Origin of the sequence: Nocardia gamkensis NBRC 108242 (genome assembly GCF_001612985.1) — a bacterium.
Lineage (GTDB): Bacteria > Actinomycetota > Actinomycetes > Mycobacteriales > Mycobacteriaceae > Nocardia > Nocardia gamkensis.
This window is the reverse complement of record NZ_BDBM01000019.1, coordinates 131896-150490: the sequence shown is the minus strand read 5'-3', so window position 1 is coordinate 150490 and position 18595 is coordinate 131896. Positions and strand designations below refer to the sequence as shown.

17 protein-coding genes are annotated in these 18595 nt (G+C 68.4%); 8 read left to right on the top strand and 9 right to left on the bottom strand.

What is annotated here, in order from left to right; translation table 11 throughout:
* From NG1_RS17745 to NG1_RS17725, 5 genes are all read left to right on the top strand, one after another.
* The coding region (locus NG1_RS17745) for a cytochrome P450 (protein ID WP_157114097.1) at positions 1-276 on the top strand (276 nt) is incomplete at its 5' end.
* Complete coding sequence (locus tag NG1_RS17740) at positions 276-1082, top strand: SDR family oxidoreductase (protein ID WP_062972197.1); 807 nt, start codon at positions 276-278, stop codon at positions 1080-1082. The genes NG1_RS17745 and NG1_RS17740, both read left to right, overlap by 1 nt.
* Positions 1083-1091: 9 nt before the next feature.
* Positions 1092-1289 (top strand): ferredoxin, encoded by a 198-nt coding sequence (locus NG1_RS17735; RefSeq protein ID WP_040864096.1) that lies wholly within the window; start codon positions 1092-1094, stop codon positions 1287-1289.
* A gap of 139 nt (positions 1290-1428) precedes the next feature.
* Positions 1429-3021, top strand: a complete 1593-nt coding sequence (locus tag NG1_RS17730; protein ID WP_062972195.1) for a succinic semialdehyde dehydrogenase — start codon at positions 1429-1431, stop codon at positions 3019-3021.
* Between the two features lie 104 nt (positions 3022-3125).
* The gene (locus tag NG1_RS17725; protein ID WP_062972193.1) at positions 3126-3611 is read left to right on the top strand and encodes a glutathione peroxidase; all 486 of its coding nucleotides are present in this window, start codon (positions 3126-3128) and stop codon (positions 3609-3611) included.
* Positions 3612-3782: 171 nt separating this feature from the next.
* Here NG1_RS17725 and NG1_RS17720 read toward each other — a convergent pair whose 3' ends face one another.
* Complete coding sequence (locus NG1_RS17720) at positions 3783-5234, bottom strand: MFS transporter (RefSeq protein ID WP_084498997.1); 1452 nt, start codon at positions 5232-5234, stop codon at positions 3783-3785.
* A gap of 255 nt (positions 5235-5489) precedes the next feature.
* Between NG1_RS17720 and car the strand changes: the two genes are divergently transcribed.
* Positions 5490-8963, top strand: coding sequence for a carboxylic acid reductase (car, locus tag NG1_RS17715; RefSeq protein ID WP_062972233.1), 3474 nt, complete (start codon positions 5490-5492; stop codon positions 8961-8963).
* A 3-nt stretch (positions 8964-8966) separates the two neighbouring features.
* On the opposite strand, the gene NG1_RS17710 is transcribed toward car, so the two are convergent.
* Complete coding sequence (locus NG1_RS17710; protein WP_062972191.1) at positions 8967-10631, bottom strand: sulfatase-like hydrolase/transferase; 1665 nt, start codon at positions 10629-10631, stop codon at positions 8967-8969.
* Positions 10632-10853: 222 nt separating this feature from the next.
* Complete coding sequence (locus NG1_RS17705; RefSeq protein ID WP_062972189.1) at positions 10854-11540, bottom strand: TetR/AcrR family transcriptional regulator; 687 nt, start codon at positions 11538-11540, stop codon at positions 10854-10856.
* Positions 11541-11692: 152 nt separating this feature from the next.
* Here NG1_RS17705 and NG1_RS17700 point away from each other — a divergent pair, with 152 nt between their 5' ends.
* The gene (locus NG1_RS17700) at positions 11693-12622 is read left to right on the top strand and encodes an NAD-dependent epimerase/dehydratase family protein (protein ID WP_062972187.1); all 930 of its coding nucleotides are present in this window, start codon (positions 11693-11695) and stop codon (positions 12620-12622) included.
* 12 nt (positions 12623-12634) lie between these two features.
* On the opposite strand, the gene NG1_RS17695 is transcribed toward NG1_RS17700, so the two are convergent.
* From NG1_RS17695 to NG1_RS17670, 6 genes are all read right to left on the bottom strand, one after another.
* Entirely contained in the window at positions 12635-13555 is a 921-nt protein-coding gene (locus NG1_RS17695) for an alpha/beta hydrolase (RefSeq protein WP_062972185.1), read from the bottom strand.
* Positions 13556-13870: 315 nt separating this feature from the next.
* Entirely contained in the window at positions 13871-14071 is a 201-nt protein-coding gene (locus NG1_RS17690) for a DUF7489 domain-containing protein (RefSeq protein WP_062972183.1), read from the bottom strand.
* Positions 14072-14560: 489 nt separating this feature from the next.
* Positions 14561-15673, bottom strand: a complete 1113-nt coding sequence (locus NG1_RS17685) for an ABC transporter substrate-binding protein (protein WP_062972181.1) — start codon at positions 15671-15673, stop codon at positions 14561-14563.
* A 161-nt stretch (positions 15674-15834) separates the two neighbouring features.
* Positions 15835-16179, bottom strand: a complete 345-nt coding sequence (locus NG1_RS17680; RefSeq protein ID WP_062972179.1) for a hypothetical protein — start codon at positions 16177-16179, stop codon at positions 15835-15837.
* A gap of 131 nt (positions 16180-16310) precedes the next feature.
* Entirely contained in the window at positions 16311-16685 is a 375-nt protein-coding gene (locus NG1_RS38360; protein WP_247611021.1) for a Zn-ribbon domain-containing OB-fold protein, read from the bottom strand.
* 205 nt (positions 16686-16890) lie between these two features.
* Positions 16891-17565 carry a PAS and ANTAR domain-containing protein gene (locus tag NG1_RS17670; RefSeq protein WP_062972175.1) on the bottom strand — a complete coding sequence of 225 codons (675 nt, stop codon included), beginning with the start codon at positions 17563-17565 and terminating at the stop codon, positions 16891-16893.
* Between the two features lie 300 nt (positions 17566-17865).
* Here NG1_RS17670 and NG1_RS17665 point away from each other — a divergent pair, with 300 nt between their 5' ends.
* Positions 17866-18561, top strand: a complete 696-nt coding sequence (locus NG1_RS17665) for a type 1 glutamine amidotransferase domain-containing protein (protein ID WP_062972173.1) — start codon at positions 17866-17868, stop codon at positions 18559-18561.
* The last annotated feature ends 34 nt before the right edge of the window (positions 18562-18595 follow it).

Genomic DNA, 18595 nt, shown 5'->3' with positions numbered 1-18595 from the left:
TTGCTGATCGGTTCGGCCAATCGTGATCCCGCGGTGTTCGACGACGGTGACAGTTTCCGTATCGATCGTGCCGACAAATCCGGGCTGGCGAGTTTCGGTGCGGGAGTGCACTTCTGCCTGGGCGCGCACCTGGCGCGGCTGGAAGCGACCGTCGCTCTGCACGAGTTCGGCTCCCGGGTGCGGTCCTACGACGTCCTCGAATCCGGGATCGCACGTGTTCATTCGTCCAATGTGCGTGGGTTCGCCCACCTTCCCATCACCGTGGAGACTCGATAATGCCAAGATTCGCACCCCATCCCGAGCGCAGGCCCGCGCTCGTCTCCGGCGCCTCCTCCGGGATCGGCGCGGCCACCGCCGTGGCCTTGGCCGAGCTGGGTCACCCGGTCGCGCTCGGCGCGCGCCGCGCCGAGCAGTGCGCCGAACTGGCGGACAAGATCCGCGCCGACGGCGGTGAAGCCTTCGCCCACCGCCTCGACGTCACCGAGCCCGACTCGGTCGACGAGTTCGTGCGCGCCGCCGAAGAAGCGCTCGGACCCACCGAGATCCTGGTGTCCAGCGCGGGTGACATCGAGTTCGGACAGGCATTCGCGATGGATCCGGAACGGTTCGTGCGCCAGGTGCAGGTGCATCTCGTCGGCGCGCAGCGCCTCGTGCACCGGGTGCTGCCCGGCATGCTGCGCAGGCAGCGCGGCGACGTGGTGCTGATCAGTTCCGACTGCGCGTCCGAACCGCGTCCGCGCACGGGCGCCTACAGTGCCGCCAAGGCGGGGCTGGAAGCGATGGCCGCGCAGATGCGCATGGAACTCGAGGGCAGCGGCATCCGTCTGTCGCAGGTCCGGCCCGGCCCGACGCTGACCGGCATGGGCATGGACTCCACGCCCGAGATCGTCGGCCCGGTGCTGGAGGACTGGAAAGCCTGGGGTTTCGCCAGGCACCCGTACATGCTGCGCGCCGGTGACCTGGCCGCCGCGGTGGTGGCGGTGGTGTCCACGCCGCGCGGCTCGCACCTGGTGCTCGTCGAGGTGCAGCCCGAGGCGCCGGTGCGTCCGCTCGCGGACGACCCGGGATCGAACGAACAGTAAGGAGCGACGATGCGAGTGCTGGCCGATCTGGATCTGTGTCAGGGACATGCCGTGTGCCAGGACGAGGCGCCCGAGGCGTTCCACGTCCCCAAGCACGGCAAAGTGGAGATCCTCGATGCCGTCGCCGAGCCGCGAGCACGGGCCGACGTGCAGCGCGCGGTCCGCTACTGCCCCACCCAGGCGTTGACGATCGCCGCGGAGGAGTGAGCGGGATTCTTCGCACGCGGCGGGTAGGCAGGGCGGGCGGGGACGAATACGATGAATCCGAAACCGGAACGTGTTCTAATTCAGGCGCACTGTCCGGCCCGGCACCTGCGGCGATGCCCGACGTCATGGAGATGATCCGATGAGCACAGCACACACCGACAAGGCGACGGGCGCCCTGCCCGCCAGGATCACCGGGGAGCTGATCACCCGGTTGACCAGCCTGGTCGCCGCCGACGGGAGCGCGGCGCCGTTCGAGATGACCGAGGTCTACACCGGCGCGCCGGTCGGTGCGCTTCCGCAGTCCACCCCGCAGGACGTCCTGCGCGCGTGCGCCGCCGCCCGGGCCGCGCAGACGGAATGGGCCGCGCGGCCACTGCGGGAACGACTGCGCGTGTTCGAACGGCTGCACGAGCTGATCCTCGGTGAAGTGGAGACCATCGCCGATCTCATCCAGATCGGATGCGGCAAGACCCGTCGCATGGCCGTCGAGGAATCCTGCGACGTGCCCATGGTGGTCAGCCACTATCTCAAGACCGCGCGCCGGGTGCTGCGGCCGAAGCGGCGCGGCGGCCCGATGCCGCTGCTGACCACCTCCACCGAGCAGCACCGTCCCAAAGGGCTCGTCGCGGTGATCGCGCCGTGGAACTTTCCCTTCGCCATCGCGCTGTCCGACGCCATGCCCGCGCTGATGGCGGGCAACGGCGTGGTGCTGAAGCCGGACAACAAGACCGCGCTGTGCGTGCTGTTCGGCGTCGAGCTGTTGCACCGGGCCGGGCTGCCCCGCGGTCTGGTGCAGGTGGTGTGTGGCGAAGGACCCGATATCGGGCCGACCCTGATCGACAACGTGGACTTCGTCATGTTCACCGGGTCCACCGCCACCGGCCGGATCGTCGGCGAGCAGGCCGGCCGCAACCTCATCGGGTGCAGCCTGGAGTTGGGCGGCAAGAATCCGATGATCGTGCTCGCCGACGCGAACCTGGACGAGGTGGTCCCCGGCGCGGTGTTCGCTGTGTTCGCCAACTCGGGGCAGGCGTGTATGCACATCGAGCGGATCTACGTGCACCGCTCCATCCATGACGAGTTCCTTCGCCGGTTGGTCGCCGCCGCGGCGGAATTGAACGGAAAGATCGGCGGGGCCTACGACTACACGCCGGAGTTCGGCTCCCTCGTCTCCCCGCAGCACCTGGAACGGGTCGCCGCCCATGTCGAGGACGCTCGATCGAAAGGGGCCACCGTGCACGTCGGCGGGCAGGCGCGGCCCGATATCGGTCCGGCGTTCTACGAGGCCACCGTGCTGACCGGGGTGACCCCCGAGATGACCCACGCGACGCTGGAAACCTTCGGCCCGGTCGTCACCGTGTACCCGTTCGACGACGAGCAGGAGGCGGTGCGCCTGGCCAACGCCACCGACTACGGCTTGAACGCCAGCGTCTGGACCCGGGACTTCGCGCACGCCGAGCGGATCGCCGCCCAGTTGCAGGCGGGCAATATCAACATCAACGACGGTTTCGTCGCGACCTACGCCGCGAAAGGCACGCCATCGGGTGGCGTGAAGCAGTCCGGTGTCGGCACCCGGCACGGTGACCAGGGCCTGCTGAAGTACACCGACACGGTGAACGTCGGCGTGCTCAAGAAACAGGTGCTCGCCGCGCGGGCAGGTCAGCCCTACGACAAGCAGCTGAAGATGACCCTGACGTCGCTGCGGCTGATGCGCCGAACCAGGTTGCGCTGAGCGCGGTTCCCCGCTGGAACCCGCCGCGCCCGCAACGGTCACAGCCCCGCCGATCCGGTAGCGTGGCCGTCGGGGTGGATCCACGGCATCGAGAACGGATACGCATGAGTCTTCGAGAAGTTCCGCTACGCACGCTGTCCGGCGAATCGACGACGCTGGCCGACCTGGTCGGCGACCGCGCCGTCCTGCTGGTCAACGTGGCCTCGAAATGCGGCCTGACGCCGCAGTATTCCGGTCTGGTCGAGCTGCACGAGTCCTTCGGTCCGCGCGGTCTCAGCGTGGTCGGCGTGCCGTGCAACCAGTTCATGGGCCAGGAGCCGGGCACCGCCGAGGAGATCCAGGAGTTCTGTTCCGCCACCTACGGCGTCGATTTCCCCTTGCTGGAGAAGACCGACGTCAACGGCGACCAGCGCCACGCCCTCTACCAGCAGCTGGTGCAGACCCCCGATGCCGAAGGCAACGCGGGCGACATCCAGTGGAATTTCGAGAAGTTCCTGATCGACCGCGACGGCAAGGTCGCGGGCCGCTTCCGCCCGCGCACCACCCCCGAGGCGCCGGAATTGGTCGCGGCCATCGAAGCCGTGCTCTGAAGCAGTCGCGAGAAGCGGAGCCGTCGTCCACCCGGGGACGGCGGCTCCGCTCGCGTCCGCCCGCAATTCATCAGCGGTCGGCTTCCGATCCAGCCCGGAACGCGCGGCGCATCCTTTCGGCGATGTGCCACTCGACGACGTCGGCGTGAGGATCGTCGAACGGCGGCCCGGCTACCGCGCGGCGCGGGCCGCGAAAGCCGCCGCCACCAGGACCGTGCAGCCCTCGGCGATCGCGGTGCCGCCCAGCGCGTGCGCCGCGCTGGTCACCGTGCTGCCCGCGAGGCCGAGGAACAGCGAGCCGAAAGTGGCGATCCCGACCACGATGCCCAGTTGCACGTTGGTCACCAGGATGCCGCTCGCGTCCGCGGCCGAAGTCGTCGGGACCTTGGCCAGCGTGCGGGTCATGAGCGGACTGAACGCGATGCCGTTGCCCGCGCCGCACAAGCCGAGCAGGGTCAGCGCGAGCGGACCGACCTCGGCGCCGTCGCGCAGCAGCGCGCCGAGGGTCACCATGCTCGCCGCGCCGAGAACCAGCCCCAGCGGGATCATCGCCGGGTGGAAACGAGCCGGGATGCGCTCCCAGTTCAGGCTGGCGACGGCGAAGGTCACGCCGAGCGGGACGAACAGCAGGCCCGCGTGCAGGGCGCTGTAGCCGAGCGTGCTCTGCAAGTGGATCGCCATGACGAACATCCAGCCGCCGAAGGTCGCCATGATCACGAACAACGCGACCGCGGCGGAGACCAGCCCCGGCGCGGTGAGCACCGCCCGCGCGAACAGGGGTTCGCCGCCACGGGACGCGACGATGCGCTCGATCACCACGAACAGCGCGAAGCCGATCGCACTGGCGATCAACGCGATCCACGACCACATCGGCCAATCCAGCTCGCGCCCGAGCACCAGGGGCAACACCAGCAACAGCACCGAGGCGGTGAGGGTGGCCAGCCCGGGCAGGTCGAGCCGCCGCTCCAGACGCCGGGCCGAGGGCGGCAGTATGCGCGGCGCCGCGACCAGCAGCGCGACGCCGATCGGCACGTTCACCAGGAACACTCCGCGCCAGCCGCTGCCGAAGAGGTCCGCGTTGACGATCAGTCCGCCCAGCACCTGCCCGGCGACCATGCCGCCGGAGATGATGGCCGAGTAGACGCTCAGCGCCCGCGCGCGGGCATGACCGGTGAAGGTGCGCTGGATGAGCGTCATGATCTGCGGCACCATCGCGGCCGCGCCGACGCCCTGGGCGAACCGGAAGACGATCAGCGAGGTCTCGTTCCAGGCCAGTCCGCAAGCCAGCGAGGCGAGGGTGAACAGCGCAAGTCCGGCGACGAACGTGCGGCGCTGGGTGAACCGGTCACCGAGCCGTGCGCCGGTGACCAGCAGGACGGCGTAGGCGATGACGTAGCCGGCGACGATCAGCTGCAGGGCCGCGCCGCTGGTGTGCAGCGAACCCCGAATGGAGGGGATCGCGACGTTGACGATGGAGGAATCGAGCACCGCCATGAACTGGCCGGTGAGGATGACGGCCAGGACGGCGAGCGAGCGCCGCGCTCCGAGCGCGGCGGGTGGGGCGGCCGGAGCGGCGGCGGGCGTCGTTGCCGCCGCCGGACCCGGCGATATGGTCTGTGTCATGCTCCGAGCATGCGGTGCGCCGTGCACCGGTAACAGGAGCCCGTTGACACTGGTACCGGCAGCACCAGGCTGAGCGTGTGCCGCAAGGGGATACCGCACGACTTTGGGACATATCCGGCACTGTGTCCGGTGTCACGGACCCTTGCCTCCGCTATCGCCCACCCGAAGTACTTAGGCGAGCTAACGTGTTTGGTGAACGCGCGTTCCCGGACGAAGGAGGTCGTCGTGGCACTCGAAACACGCGGGGAGCGGCTCATGCGCCGCATCACCCGGCTGATCGCGGAAAACGACGACATTCGCAACGCCACCCCGCGTGCGGAAATCGCCGAGAAGCTTCGCGAGCCCGGCGCGGGGCTCGCCCAGATGGTGGAGACGGTCATGGTCGGCTACGCCGACCGGCCCGCCCTCGGCACGCGCGCGACCGAACTGCGCACCGGCGAGAGCGGCCGCACGACGCTGAGCCTGCTGCCGGAGTTCGACACGATCACCTACGGCGAGCTGTGGGAGCGCGTGCGCGCCGTGGCCGCCGCATGGCACGGTGATACGCGCGAGCCGCTCCGAGCGGGCGATTTCGTGGGCATCCTCGGCTTCACCAGCAGCGACTACACCACTCTCGACCTGGCCTGCATCCACTTGGGGCTGGTCGCGGTTCCGCTGCAATCCAATGCGCCGGTCGCCCAGCTGTCGGCGATCGTCGCGGAGACCGCGCCGCGGGTGCTCGCCGCGACGCCGGAGCTGCTCGACGCCGCGGTGACGTGCGCGCTGTCGCAGGCCGGGCCGCAACGGCTGATCGTCTTCGACTACCACCCGGGAGACGACGACCAGCGCTCGGCGTTCGAAGCGGCCCGCGCCCGCCTGGCCGAGGCGGGCAGCTCCGTGCTCGTGGAACCGCTCGACGAGGTGCTCGCGCGAGGTAGGTCGCTGCCACCCGCGCCGCTGTTCTCCGCCGAGCAGGGTGTGGACCCGCTGGCGCTGCTGATCTACACCTCGGGCAGCACCGGAACCCCCAAGGGGGCGATGTACTCCCAGCGGCTGGTCGCGAGGGGATGGGTGAACCGGCGCGATGTCGCCGCGATCAACCTCAACTACATGCCGATGAGCCACGTGGCCGGTCGCGGGTCGCTGACCGGCGTGCTGGCCCGCGGCGGCACCGCCTATTTCACCGCCGAGAGCGATATGTCCACGCTCTTCGACGACATCGCGCTGGCGCGGCCCACCGAGCTGTTCTTCGTTCCACGGGTGTGCGACATGATCTTCCAGCGCTTCCGGGGTGAGGTGGATCGGCGCGACGGGCCGGGCGTCGACCGGGCTGCGCTGGAAGCGCAGGTGAAAACCGCACTGCGCGAGCACTTCCTCGGTGGACGCATGGTCATGGCGATCTGCGGAAGCGCGCCGGTGTCGGCGGAGATGAAATCGTTCGTGGAGTCGGTGCTCGAGCTGGAACTGCACGACGGGTACGGGTCCACCGAGGCGGGCGGCGTCGTCGTCATCGACGAACGGGTGCAGCGGCCGCCGGTGCTCGATTACAAGCTCGCCGACGTCCCCGAGCTGGGCTACTTCCGGACCGACAAACCGCATCCGCGCGGTGAGCTGCTGCTGAAGAGCACCACCCTGATCTCCGGCTACTACAAGCGGCCGGAGCTCACCGCCGAGATCTTCGACGAGGAGGGCTTCTACAAGACCGGTGACATCGTCGCCGAACTCGCCCCGGATCGCCTGGTCTACGTCGATCGGCGCAACAACGTGCTGAAGCTCTCCCAGGGCGAATTCGTCGCGGTCTCGCACCTGGAGGCGGTCTACGCGACCAGTCCGCTGATCCAGCAGATCTTCGTGTACGGCAGCAGTGAACGCGCGTATCTCCTGGCCGTGATCGTGCCCACCGAGGACGTACTCGGCTGGGGCGACCTCGAGAAGATGAAAACGGCGCTGAGCGAATCGCTGCGGCAGCTCGCCAAGGACGCCGAACTGCAATCCTATGAGATCCCGCGCGATTTCCTGATCGAGCCGGAGCCGTTCACCACCGCCAACGGTTTGCTGTCGGGCATCGGAAAGTTGCTTCGCCCCAAGCTGAGAGAGCGGTACGAGCCGCGCTTGCAGCAGCTGTACGCCGACCTGGACGCCGGGCAGGCGAACGAACTGCTCGATCTGCGCCGCAGCGCGGTCGATCTGCCCGTACTCCAGACGGTGGGCCGCGCGGCGAAGGCCGTGCTGGGCTGCGCGGACGCCGATCTGCGTCCCGACGCGCACTTCACCGATCTCGGCGGCGATTCGCTGTCGGCGCTGTCGCTGTCGAACCTGCTGCACGAGGTCTTCGATGTCGAGGTGCCGGTGTCGGTGGTGATCAGCCCGGCCAACAATCTGCGCGAGGTGGCGGATTACATCGCGGCCGTGCGTGTCTCCGGCGGACGAGGCGCCACGTACACCACGGTGCACGGTGCCGGGCCGCAGGTGCGTGCCGCCGATCTGACGCTCGACAAGTTCCTCGACGCCCGCACGCTCGCCGCGGCGCCGTCGCTGCCGCGCCCCACGGAGACCGCGCGGACGGTGCTGCTCACCGGCGCGAACGGCTATCTCGGGCGTTTCCTGTGCCTGGAGTGGCTGCGGCGGATGCACGACACCGCAGGCACACTCGTCTGCCTGGTCCGTGGCTCCGACGCAGCCGCGGCGCGCCAACGCCTCGACAGCGCTTTCGACACCGGGGATCCCACGCTGGTCCGGGAATTCCGCGAGCTGGCCGCCGCGCACCTCGAGGTGATCCCCGGCGATATCGGGGAGCCGAACCTCGGCCTGGACGATCGGACGTGGGATCGGCTGGCCGACCGCGTCGACCTGATCGTGCATCCCGCCGCGCTGGTCAATCACGTGCTGCCGTACCGGCAACTGTTCGGCCCGAACGTGGTCGGCACCGCCGAGTTGATCCGCCTCGCACTCACCACGCGGCTCAAGCCGTTCACCTATCTGTCCACGGTCGCCGTGGCCGCGCAGATCGATCCGGCCGTCTTCGCCGAGGACGGGGACATCCGCGAGATCAGCCCGGTCCGCGCGGTGGACGACAGCTACGCCAACGGCTACGGCAACAGCAAGTGGGCGGGTGAGGTGCTGCTGCGTGAGGCCAACGACCTGTGCGGACTGCCGGTGGCGGTGTTCCGGTCGGACATGATCCTCGCCGACCGGCGCTACGCCGGCCAGCTCAATGTGCCGGATATCTTCACCCGGCTGCTGCTGAGCCTGATCGTCACGGGGATCGCGCCGTTCTCCTTCTACCGCACCGACGCCGACGGCAACCGCTCGCGCGCCCACTACGACGGCCTGCCCGCCGATTTCACCGCGGACGCGATCACCGCCCTCGGCGCGACGGCAGGCACCGGCTTCCAGAGTTTCGATGTGCTCAACCCGCACGACGACGGCCGCTCGCTCGACGAGTTCGTCGATTGGCTGATCGCCGCGGGCCACCGGATCGAGCGCATCGCCGACTACCGGGAGTGGTTCACCCGGTTCGAGACCGCCCTGCGGGCGCTGCCGGAATGGCAGCGCCAAGCCTCCGTCCTGCCCTTGCTGCACGCGTATCGGCGACCGGCCCCGGCCGTTCGCGGCTCGGCACTTCCCGCGGAAAGGTTCCGCTCCGCCGTCCGAGCCGCGAAAATCGGCGCCGAGCACGATATTCCGCAGATATCGCGGGAACTCATCGAGAAATACGCGACGGACCTGCAATTACGGGGCCTGCTGTAGGAGTCAGGACGGCCTCGGCACGGCATCCAGCAGCGCGTTGCCGATCCGTTCGGCTTGCACCAGGATGTTCGTCTGCGCCGAGATGTAGTCGCCGATGCCTTCGTCCTGGGCGGCCCGCAGATACGGCGGCAGCGGTTGCTGGATCTCGGTGCGGATGACGTTGTCGAGCAGCGGCTCCATGTCGCCGCGCAGCGGATTCCCGGTCGCCGCCTGGTTGTCTAGTTCGAGCCGGCCGCCGTCGGTGCTGTAGTCGTAGAGCTCGAACTCCTGTGGGCGCGTCGAATCGATCTGGATCCGGCCGTGCACCCACTGGGAATAGGACGCGAACTTCGCCTCGGCGGTGCGCACCATCGCGACGTGGCCGGGGGCGTCCTGGTTGAACAGGATCGCGGCTTCCTCGATCGACGCCTCGTCGGTCGTGTGCGCGACCCACGGGCGGCCCGACGCGCCCGCGTCGCGGCAGAGCGCGGCGATGTCGAAGCGCCCGCTGAGATGTTCATAGCGTCCGTCGCCGCGCCATTCGTTACCGCCGGTGCCGATGGTGAGCAGCAGGGGAGTGAAGTCGACGCTGGAGGTGAGCTGGTCCCTGGTGGTCGTGCCGTCCACCGGGCTCAGGTATCCGCGCGGGTCGTGGACATAGAGCGGCACCCGCAGCGCCTCGTCGTAGGCGGCGCCGCCTTTGCCGTGCAGGCCGTGGGAACCGGCGTAATCGCCGTGGTCGGAGGTGAAGACGACGACGGTGTTGGCGGCGACATCGGGACGGGAGTGCAAAGTGTCGAGCACGCGACCGATCTGGATGTCGACCTGCTGCTGCGCCCACAGATACAGGTTGCGCATCTCGATCCAAGCCTGCATGGCTTCCGGTGTCCCGTAGGGCGCCACCCCGAACGCCACCGCCGAGACCTCGACCAGCGCCATCTGCAGGCGGGGCTTGCGCGAGAGCTGTTCGAGGGATTCGAAGTTGGGCGGCAGTTCGTTCATCCACCGCGGGATGTCGGCGTTGAATTGGTCGCGCCGGGTCCAGCGCGGCCACCACTGGATGTCGTGCGGGTTGACCAGCGACACCGTCGTACACCATGGCGCGGCGCCGGAATCGTTGTGGAACCAGTCGGCGAACTGGTCGACGATCTTCGGGTCCGCTTGCAGCCCTTGCCCCGGCGCGCCGTTCGGAGAGGGATAGGTGCCGCCGTGGAAACCGTAGGCTTCCAGCGCGCCCGGGGTGCGATCCGGGTAGCTGCCGAGATGCCACTTGCCCCAGTACGTGGTGTCGTAGCCATGGTCGCGCAGCATGGATCCCCACGTCGGGAACAGCGGCGACAAGGTCGACTCCGACACGACCATGACCCCGGTCTGCTGCGCGTAGAGGCCGGTCAGCAGGCAGCCGCGAGCGGGCGTGCAGTCGTTGGCCGCCGTGTAGTGATTCTCGAACGACACACTGCCCCGGCGGATCCGGGCGATGTTCGGCAAAACGGTGTCCAACGTCTGCTGATCGGGAAACCACACGGGGGTCCGCATCTCATCCACGATGATCACCAGGATGTTCGGCTTGTCCGGATCGGTGTCGGCGCGCGCTCTGCCCGGAGCGGCTCCGGTCGAGACGGCGGCCGCGGCCGTCGCCGAGGTGGCCGCGCTGGAGAGAAAACCCCTGCGAGTGAACGAGCTCGGCAATGTTCCTCCACGAATGAGTGATTTTCGTCGGGCGAATGGAACGCGGAGAATCTCGGTGCTGTCACCGTAGCGCTGCCCGGCTCGCGGTAGCCGCACTCCGGTGCGGACACGCCGCCGGGTGATCGCCGCAGGTGAGCCGGTCGGGGGCAGGTCGAGCCCGTTCCGTTCGGCCCAGGACGCTTGCGACGGTGCGCAGTACGTCGTGAGAGCCGGAATCCGGGGTTACGGCAGGCCGACCAGATCGGCCATCACGTTCATCTGGTGGGCGAAGTAGTCGGCGCGGGCATCGATGATGCCGTTCAACCGGCCGAAGACCTCGAAGTCGAGCAGGCCGAACAGCTGGGTCCACGCCACGAAGACCCGGTCGAGCACGTCCTCGGGCAAGTCGGAGGACTGCTGCTCGATCAGCCGGCGCAGGTCGGCGTGCACGGGTGCGGGCAGCGCGGACGAAAGCGGCGGCGGCGTCAGCTTTTCCGCACCCGCCTGCGCGATGGCGACAAGCCGGAAGACCACGGCCGCGGCGGCGGCCACGGTGTCGTCCGGGGCGTCGTATCCGGGCACCGGACTGCCGTAGAGCAGGCCGTATTCGGCCGGATGAGCCTGCGCCCAGTCGCGCACGGACGAGCACACCGCCATCCAGCGGCCGCGCAGATCGGCGGCAGGCAGCCGCGTATCCGCGGCTTCGGCTTCGGCGGCGAGCGCTCGGTAGGCCTCCATGATCAACGCGGTCAGCAGGTCGTCGCGGCTCGGGAAGTACCGGTAGAGCGCCGAGGCGACGATCCCCATGTCCCGGGCGACCCCGCGCAGGGACAAGTTCGCGCCGTCCACCGCCAACCGTTTACGCGCGGCGGCCTTGATCTCCTCGATCATCTCGGAGCGGACGCGGGCGCGCAGTGACTGGGCGGACATTCCTCCCAGTGTAGGGAGCATAGGACGGAAAGGAGAACGTCTGCACGGAATGTGAACAGTGTTCTTGACTCGGATAGGTGTTCTGGCTTAGGCTCGGGATGTCAATTAGAGAGCAGTGTTCTCTATAAGTACGTCAGACAGGTTGGAATGCCATGTCCCTGCACGTCGTCATCGGAGCAGGCCCGGTCGGAACGGCCACGGCCCAGTTGCTCGCCGCACGCGGCAGCCGGGTGCGCGTGATCACCCGGCGCGGCAGCGGTCCGGACCACCCGCTGATCGAGCGCGTCGCCGCCGACGCCACCGATTCCGAGGCATTGATCCGGCACTGCGAGGGCACGGAGGTCGTCTTCCAGTGCGCTCAGCCGCCGTATCATCGCTGGGCGACCGACTTTCCGCCGCTGGCCGCCGCCGCGTTGCGGGTGGCGGCGGCGACCGGCGCCGCGCTGCTCAGCGTCGGAAACCTGTACGGCTACGGACCCGTCGACGGCCCGATCAGTGAGCGGCACGCACTGCGCCCCAACAGCGTGAAGGGGCGGGTTCGGGCGGAAATATGGGCTGAGGCGCTGGCCGCGCACGAGGCGGGCCGCGTCCGCGCCGCCGAGGTGCGCGGATCGGACTACCTCGGCGCGGGAGCGAAATCGGCGTTCACCATGGTGGCGCTGCCCGCCGTGCTCGCGGGGCGCCGGGCGCAGTTCCCCGCCGATCCGGACGCCGCGCACAGCTGGACCGACGTCGGTGACACCGCTCGCACGCTGGTCGCGGTCGCCGACGACGAAAGTGCTTGGGGCCGAGCATGGCACACGCCGACCGCGCCGCCCATGTCCATCCGTGAACTGGCCGGACTGGCCGCGACGGTGGCGGACGCGCCGCCCGCGCGCGTGAGCCGGATGCCCACCGCGATGCTGTGGGCCGCGGGGCTCTTCGATCCCGACGCCCGCGAGATGCGCGAGATGCGCTACCAGTTCGATCGCCCGTTCATCATCGATTCCTCCGCCGCGACCGCGGCCTTCGGCATCGAACCGACACCCACCGCGGAGTCCCTGCGCGCGACGATCGCCGCGCTTCGCGCGGATCCGGCGTAGGCCGGCGGCAATCTACGCCCTGGTCAGGCGGTTTGCCAACCACGTTTCGATACCCCGAAGGGCGACGGCGGCCATGCCGGTCGGACGGTAGGTGAACGCGTGCGGGGACTCGGGATACACCCGGATGTCCACCTCGTTGCCCGCCGCGGAGAGCCGGGCGGCCATCGCCAGGTTGTCCTCGAGCAGGATATCGAGTCCACCGACCACCAGCAGCGTCGGTGGTAGGCCACCGAGGTCGCCGTAGAGGGGGGAGATATCGGGGTCGGTCCGATCGGCGACGTGGCCGGCGTACGCCTGAATGAAGAACTCGTCGGCGTACAGCTTGCCGCCGGGAGATCGCCCGCTGAGGTCATAGGCGCCGAACTGCAGGACGGCACCGGCGAACGGATCGGTCAGGCTCCGCTTTCGCAGCCGTAGCAGAGTGCTCACGGCCAACGTGGATCCCGCCGATGCTCCGCCGATCGCCAGTACCGTTGTCCCGAACAGCGACTCCGCCTGTTCCAGGAGCCAGAGGGCCGCGGTCTCGCAGTCGTCGGGCGCCGCAGGCCACGGATGCTCGGGCGCCAGCCGATACTCGACGCTCACCACGGCCACTCCGAGGGCGTCGGCGAGATGAGCGTTGCGAGCATCCCCGCTCGCCGCCGATCCGAGATAGAAGCCTCCAGCGTGGATGTCGAGATAAGCGCCCCGGATCTCGGTCTCCCGGGGGACGGTGATCCGCACGGGAACTCGACGCCCACCGGATTGGGCGGTGTGCTGGGTAGCCCGGTTGCCCGCCGGCGTGCGGGACCCGGCCTGCCTCTCCCGCGCCTGCTGTAGCTCCTCGACAGTGGTCGGGCCCGCGACAGCTTTCGCGGCCGCATTGAACTGTCTGCTCTCCTCGACATACGCGCCCGATTGCTCATCGATCAGCCGCTTCAGTCCGATCTCCATGTTCCTCCGTTCGAGATGCGGGCCGTGCGGAGTGCCGGGGGAGCGGGGGGAACGCGTCGACGCACCACCAAATCCGGACAATCCCGCATTGATCGAAGGCAATGCAACCAGGGGAATGGGCGATCAAACAACCGAACCAGCTGTCGGTCACAACGTTTGGTTGAGTTCTCGGGCTGTAGGGAGACAAGCCGCACGAGCGGTCGGTCGAGGTGTGCCTCGGATATCGGTGTGCAGGCCGGTCGGACGGCGTCGAGGAAGCTTCCACTGTCCCGGCGTTACGGACTCGAGGAACGCCGGGGCCGGCCTGCGGGCGCGTCAGTCCTTCACCGGATCGGCTCCCACGTGCTTGGTCACCGAATCACCGGCTCGCACTGTTTTCCACAGTTTCCGGTCGACCCGAACGTTCACGGTACTGCCGTCCGACAGCCGGACGGTCAAGCGCCGGTACAGGTTCGCCCCGTCGAACAACCCGCGCGACTTCTCGACAACCGTCCCCCGCCATTCCTGCTGTTGCATCGGTCGACTCCTTGTTTCGCTGAGCATTCACGCCACGGGATCCCGTATGACGTGATTCCAGTGTTTCCTGTCGCCGCCGCTGCGACATCCCCCTGCCGGGGTGTATTCGCCTCTGTCGAAAGTCGTAGATCACCGTCGAAAGGACTACCGGTCAGCGGGTGATGGCGTCGGCCGTGACGTGATCGGTGCACCGCCGAGCGCCGGATCTCGCCGCGGCGCCGTGCGGTCCGATCCGAAACCTGCTCATCTCGGTTACGACCGGACCGGAAGCCATGTCGCGACGCGAAGCCACCAGCAGTGCAAGGGCCTGCCTCGAATCGACCGCCCAGCTCGGCGGCGCGCCGGCGCATGCCGTCGAGTCCCCGACCGCTGCCGTGCTCGAGCCGGCTACCGCCGCCGTTGTCGGTGATCGCCACCATGTGTTGCCCGGCGGCGATCCGGACGTCGACCTCGGCTCGATCGGCTCTCGCGTGGCGCAGGACGTTTCTCTCAGCCGGTGTGCAGGACGCGAAAGCTATCGGGTCGCACCGGATCCCGGTCCACGACTTGGATCGGCGCTCGAGCCCATTGCCAAACGCTGATGCCCGGCGTGCGGGAGAACCGGATCATCCCGCGGGTGCCTTCGACTGCGACGCGCGGCCAGGATTCGGCGGTGCGGGCCCGGTCCGCGCCGTGCGAACGCAGTATGTGGGCGAGGACGGTCACCGTGTCGTAGCCCTCGAAGGCGACGAAGGAGGGCGCTTCGGTCAGCCGCTCGCGCAGGGCCTTCTCGACTCGCGTGCCGAAGGGGCCGAGGCGCTCGGGCAGATAGCGCAAGAACGGGATCTCGGCGCTGTGCTCGCCCAACAACCTCGCCCATTCGGCGAACTCCGGTTGCCCGGCGGGAGCACCGATCATGATCTCGGCGAGGCGCTTGTCGCGGCGAACAGACTCGACGATCGACACTGCCTGCTCCGGGTAGCCGACCAGAAGAAGCAGAGCTGTCGCGCGATTGTCGGCGAGTTCATCACACACCGACGTGGGGGTGAGCGCGCGCATGTCGAGTTCGATGACGGTGCCGCCGCGTGGAGCGAGGTAGTCCCGCAGAATGCGGACACCGGCCGCCCAGTAGACGCTCGATTGCGCCGCCACGGCGATTCGGCTGTGGCCCGCGCTGAGCAGGAAGTCCGCGTAGATCCGCCAGCCCCGAGACTGCGCCGGGGCCAGGCGCGCGACCCATCGCGTCGGCTGTTCGGTGAGCGCGTCGAGAACCGCCGATGAGCAGAGGAAAGGCAGGGCGAGGGCGTCGGCCCGGGCGGCAGCGGCGCGAGCGACGACACTGTGATACTCGCCCGCCAAGGCAGCCACGCCGAGGCTAGCCAATTCGTCGACGGCCGCCGCGGCCCGCCGCGGATCAGCCGCGGTGTCTCGGACCACCAGCTCGAGTGGTCTTCCGGCGATCCCACCGGCCTCATTGACTTCGCCGACAGCCAGCTCGAGTCCGGCGAGCAGGTGCCGGCCTGCCTCGGCCCAGCCAGGCCGGGTCAGCGGAGCGAGAGCGCCGATCCGGACCGATGATCGATCGGCCCGGATCGCTTCAGCCTGCGGTGGTGGCGTATTCATGCGTCGGCGTCTCCCCTGCGGCGATTCGGTTGCAGCTTGTCCGGAGCCCGGAATGGCAACGCCCGTAGTGCGTGTGCATCTCGATCTCGCCGTGGCGGGCGCACCTGAACGACCATGCCGCACATTGGATCCAGCGTCCTCGTCGACAGGCAACCGATTTGTTATGCGGGCAGGTGGCCGTAGCCGAAGATGTTGATGAAGTAGTTGCCGGGGATCAATTGGTTCATCGCATGCCACTGTCCCGCCGGGTCGCGCTGGTAGTAGCTCACCGGCATCGAACCGACGTCGTAGCAGACGATGTCGGCGGTGCCGAACGGGCTCCAATAGGTGCTCGTACCGGGGCGACCGGGTTCGAGCGGGGTGGTGAACAGGTGACTGCACGGGGTGATGCTCGGTTCGTAGATCGAGGGCGCGGCCGCGGCGGTCGGCGCGAGGCCGGCCATGCAGATACCGCCCCATCCCACACACACCGCCGCGGTCAACGCACGAGGGACAAAACGTCCCATGCCGGTTCTCCTCAACTATTCCGATCGGTAAGAGTGAGTCCACGATAGTGGCAGGAAGCGAGGGCCAATTGCGCGTTGTCGCCGGGACGGATGCGGGTGGGCCGCCATGCCCTATGAGCGGCGCACCGCTACTACTCCTGCGCAGAAAGGTGCGGCGGAGCTGCGCACGATGGGCTCCGCGAATCGGTACTGACCTCGAAGACCGGGAACCTGCCTTCCGGGGGATGGGGCTGGAATCGCACGCGTACCGACCGGCCCGAAGACGAGGGGATCTCCCCTTCGAGCGATGTGTAGACCCACGGGCCTTCGTCGAGTTCCACGATGGCGATCGTCAGCGGCACCAACCCGCCCTGCCTGTCGGTGGGGGCGCGATCCACCACCCGCCACGACACGACGGAACCGGTACCCGACGAGGGCACACGCTCGAGCTCACCGGATCCGCAGGACGAACATCCGGACGCTATCGGCGCGAGCAGCTTGTCGCACCGCACGCAGCGGTAGATCATCAGCCTGTCATCCATGCCCGGTGCGCTGCCGCTCCTGACGGCATTCGGACTGTGCGTCGCGTGGTTCGTGTGCATACGAGCTTCTCCGGAACGGTGCTGGCAACTTCCGCTCCCAGACTCCCCCGACCAGCCACGTCGAGCGACGGTGGAATGACCCGGGGGTATACCTGTTTTTCACGATGGCCGGGCCGGTAGCGATGGTCGGCTAGTCCGCGACGGGTTCCGGGGGCGCCACCCGCTGGTGGATGGTCAGCAGCAGATGATCGAAGCGGGTGCGTTGCTGAACCAGGGCACCGCCCATCCCGACGACGTCGGCGACGAGCTGCTCGGCCAGCGTGCGGATCTTGACATTGGTCTCCTGCGAGCGCCAGCGCAGCACCCGGAACGCCTGATCGGCGTTGACGCCGTAGACGAACATCAGGACGCCCTTCGCCTGTTCGATCACCGCGCGCGCGTCGATCACGTCGGGCAGCAGGTCATCGAGGGCTTCCTGGAGGTTGCCCTCGAGCGTCTCGGTGACGTCGATGAAGTAACCGGCGGAGCCGACCACGGTGCCTTGCTCGTCGAACAGCTGGTCGCCGATGACGATCACGTCGTGCGTCTCGCCCTCGGTGTCGATGATCCGGTGGCGGGTGCAGAACGGAGTCGCGGTCTCGATGGCGTCGGCGAGGGCCTCGGCGACCCGCTGGCGGTCGTCGGGGTGCTGGTGGTTCTGCAAGAGTTCGGTGGACGGCTCGACCTCGTCCGGCGCGTACCCGAAGATCCCGGCGGCTTCCTCGGACCATTCCCACCGCTGGTCCGCGAACCAGAACCGAAAGTTGCCGATATCGGGGCAACCGCCGAGCATCCTGCGTGCAGTCTCCCGCTCGCGTTGTCCCATCTCCGTCACCGGTCCAGTATGGCCCGAATACAACCCCAGGTCAGGCGGGAGGTGTGACGTTGTGTGGTGCGCACCTCCCGGATCGGGGCCGCCGCATCGCCGGGTCGGCGCGAAAAGTGAAACAGGAATGGCCGCGAACCTGGTCTTTTGGTATCCCGAAGATCGGGAAGGCTAGCGTCGACAGTGTCGTCGCAGACGATCCCGGCGTGCGGGGTCGGCGTCCGGCAGCACTCGGACCAGCGTGACAGGACTCATGACCGAACCCGGCCCGCCGGGTTCCGGACGAGGAGACAACAGACCATGCCGAAAATCCTTTTCGTGATGACCGGAGCCGATCACTGGACGCTGGCCGACGGGACCCAGCACCCGACCGGCTTCTGGGCCGAGGAATTCGTGGTGCCCTTCGAGAAACTGAAAGCGGCGGGTTACGAGATCGTGGTGGCCACCCCGGGTGGCGTCGTACCGACCGTGGACAAGAGCAGTCTCGCGCCCGAGGCCAACGGCGGTCAGGAGAACGCCGACCATCGAGCGCACGTGATCGGCACGAGCACCGAACTGAACAACCCCGTGGGCCTGGCGGGGGTGGACCTCGCCGACTACGCGGCGGTGTTCTACCCCGGCGGGCACGGGCCGATGGAAGACCTCGCCGTCGACGCCGACTCCGGTCGGTTGCTCGCCGACATCCTGGCATCCGGCAAGCCGCTGGCAGTGGTGTGTCATGCGCCCGCGGCTCTACTCGCCGCGCAGGGAGAAGACGGAGCGAACATCTTCGCGGGCTACGCCCTGACCGGCTTCACCAACGCCGAAGAGACCCAGGCGCGCTTCGCGGACAAGGCCGAGTGGTTGTTGCAGGATCGGCTCGTGGCGATCGGAGCCGACTTCCGCGAGGGCGAACCGTGGGCTCCGAAGGTCGTCGTGGACCGCACTCTGATCACCGGCCAGAATCCGGCATCCTCCGGGGGTGTGGCCGACGAGCTGCTGAAAGCGCTTTCTTGACCACGGGTACCTGTCGGTCCTGCCGGGGAGCGGG

Coding starts and splice junctions, on each gene's coding strand:
- NG1_RS17670 (WP_062972175.1), bottom strand. CDS start 17,565: ATGGGACAACGCGAGCGGGAGACTGCACGCAGGATGCTCGGCGGTTGC.
- NG1_RS17725 (WP_062972193.1), top strand. CDS start 3,126: ATGAGTCTTCGAGAAGTTCCGCTACGCACGCTGTCCGGCGAATCGACG.
- NG1_RS17685 (WP_062972181.1), bottom strand. CDS start 15,673: ATGAATACGCCACCACCGCAGGCTGAAGCGATCCGGGCCGATCGATCA.
- NG1_RS17665 (WP_062972173.1), top strand. CDS start 17,866: ATGCCGAAAATCCTTTTCGTGATGACCGGAGCCGATCACTGGACGCTG.
- NG1_RS17695 (WP_062972185.1), bottom strand. CDS start 13,555: ATGGAGATCGGACTGAAGCGGCTGATCGATGAGCAATCGGGCGCGTAT.
- NG1_RS17700 (WP_062972187.1), top strand. CDS start 11,693: ATGTCCCTGCACGTCGTCATCGGAGCAGGCCCGGTCGGAACGGCCACG.
- NG1_RS17720 (WP_084498997.1), bottom strand. CDS start 5,234: ATGACACAGACCATATCGCCGGGTCCGGCGGCGGCAACGACGCCCGCC.
- NG1_RS17740 (WP_062972197.1), top strand. CDS start 276: ATGCCAAGATTCGCACCCCATCCCGAGCGCAGGCCCGCGCTCGTCTCC.
- NG1_RS17705 (WP_062972189.1), bottom strand. CDS start 11,540: ATGTCCGCCCAGTCACTGCGCGCCCGCGTCCGCTCCGAGATGATCGAG.
- NG1_RS38360 (WP_247611021.1), bottom strand. CDS start 16,685: ATGATCTACCGCTGCGTGCGGTGCGACAAGCTGCTCGCGCCGATAGCG.
- NG1_RS17735 (WP_040864096.1), top strand. CDS start 1,092: ATGCGAGTGCTGGCCGATCTGGATCTGTGTCAGGGACATGCCGTGTGC.
- NG1_RS17690 (WP_062972183.1), bottom strand. CDS start 14,071: ATGCAACAGCAGGAATGGCGGGGGACGGTTGTCGAGAAGTCGCGCGGG.
- NG1_RS17680 (WP_062972179.1), bottom strand. CDS start 16,179: ATGGGACGTTTTGTCCCTCGTGCGTTGACCGCGGCGGTGTGTGTGGGA.
- NG1_RS17730 (WP_062972195.1), top strand. CDS start 1,429: ATGAGCACAGCACACACCGACAAGGCGACGGGCGCCCTGCCCGCCAGG.
- car (WP_062972233.1), top strand. CDS start 5,490: ATGCGCCGCATCACCCGGCTGATCGCGGAAAACGACGACATTCGCAAC.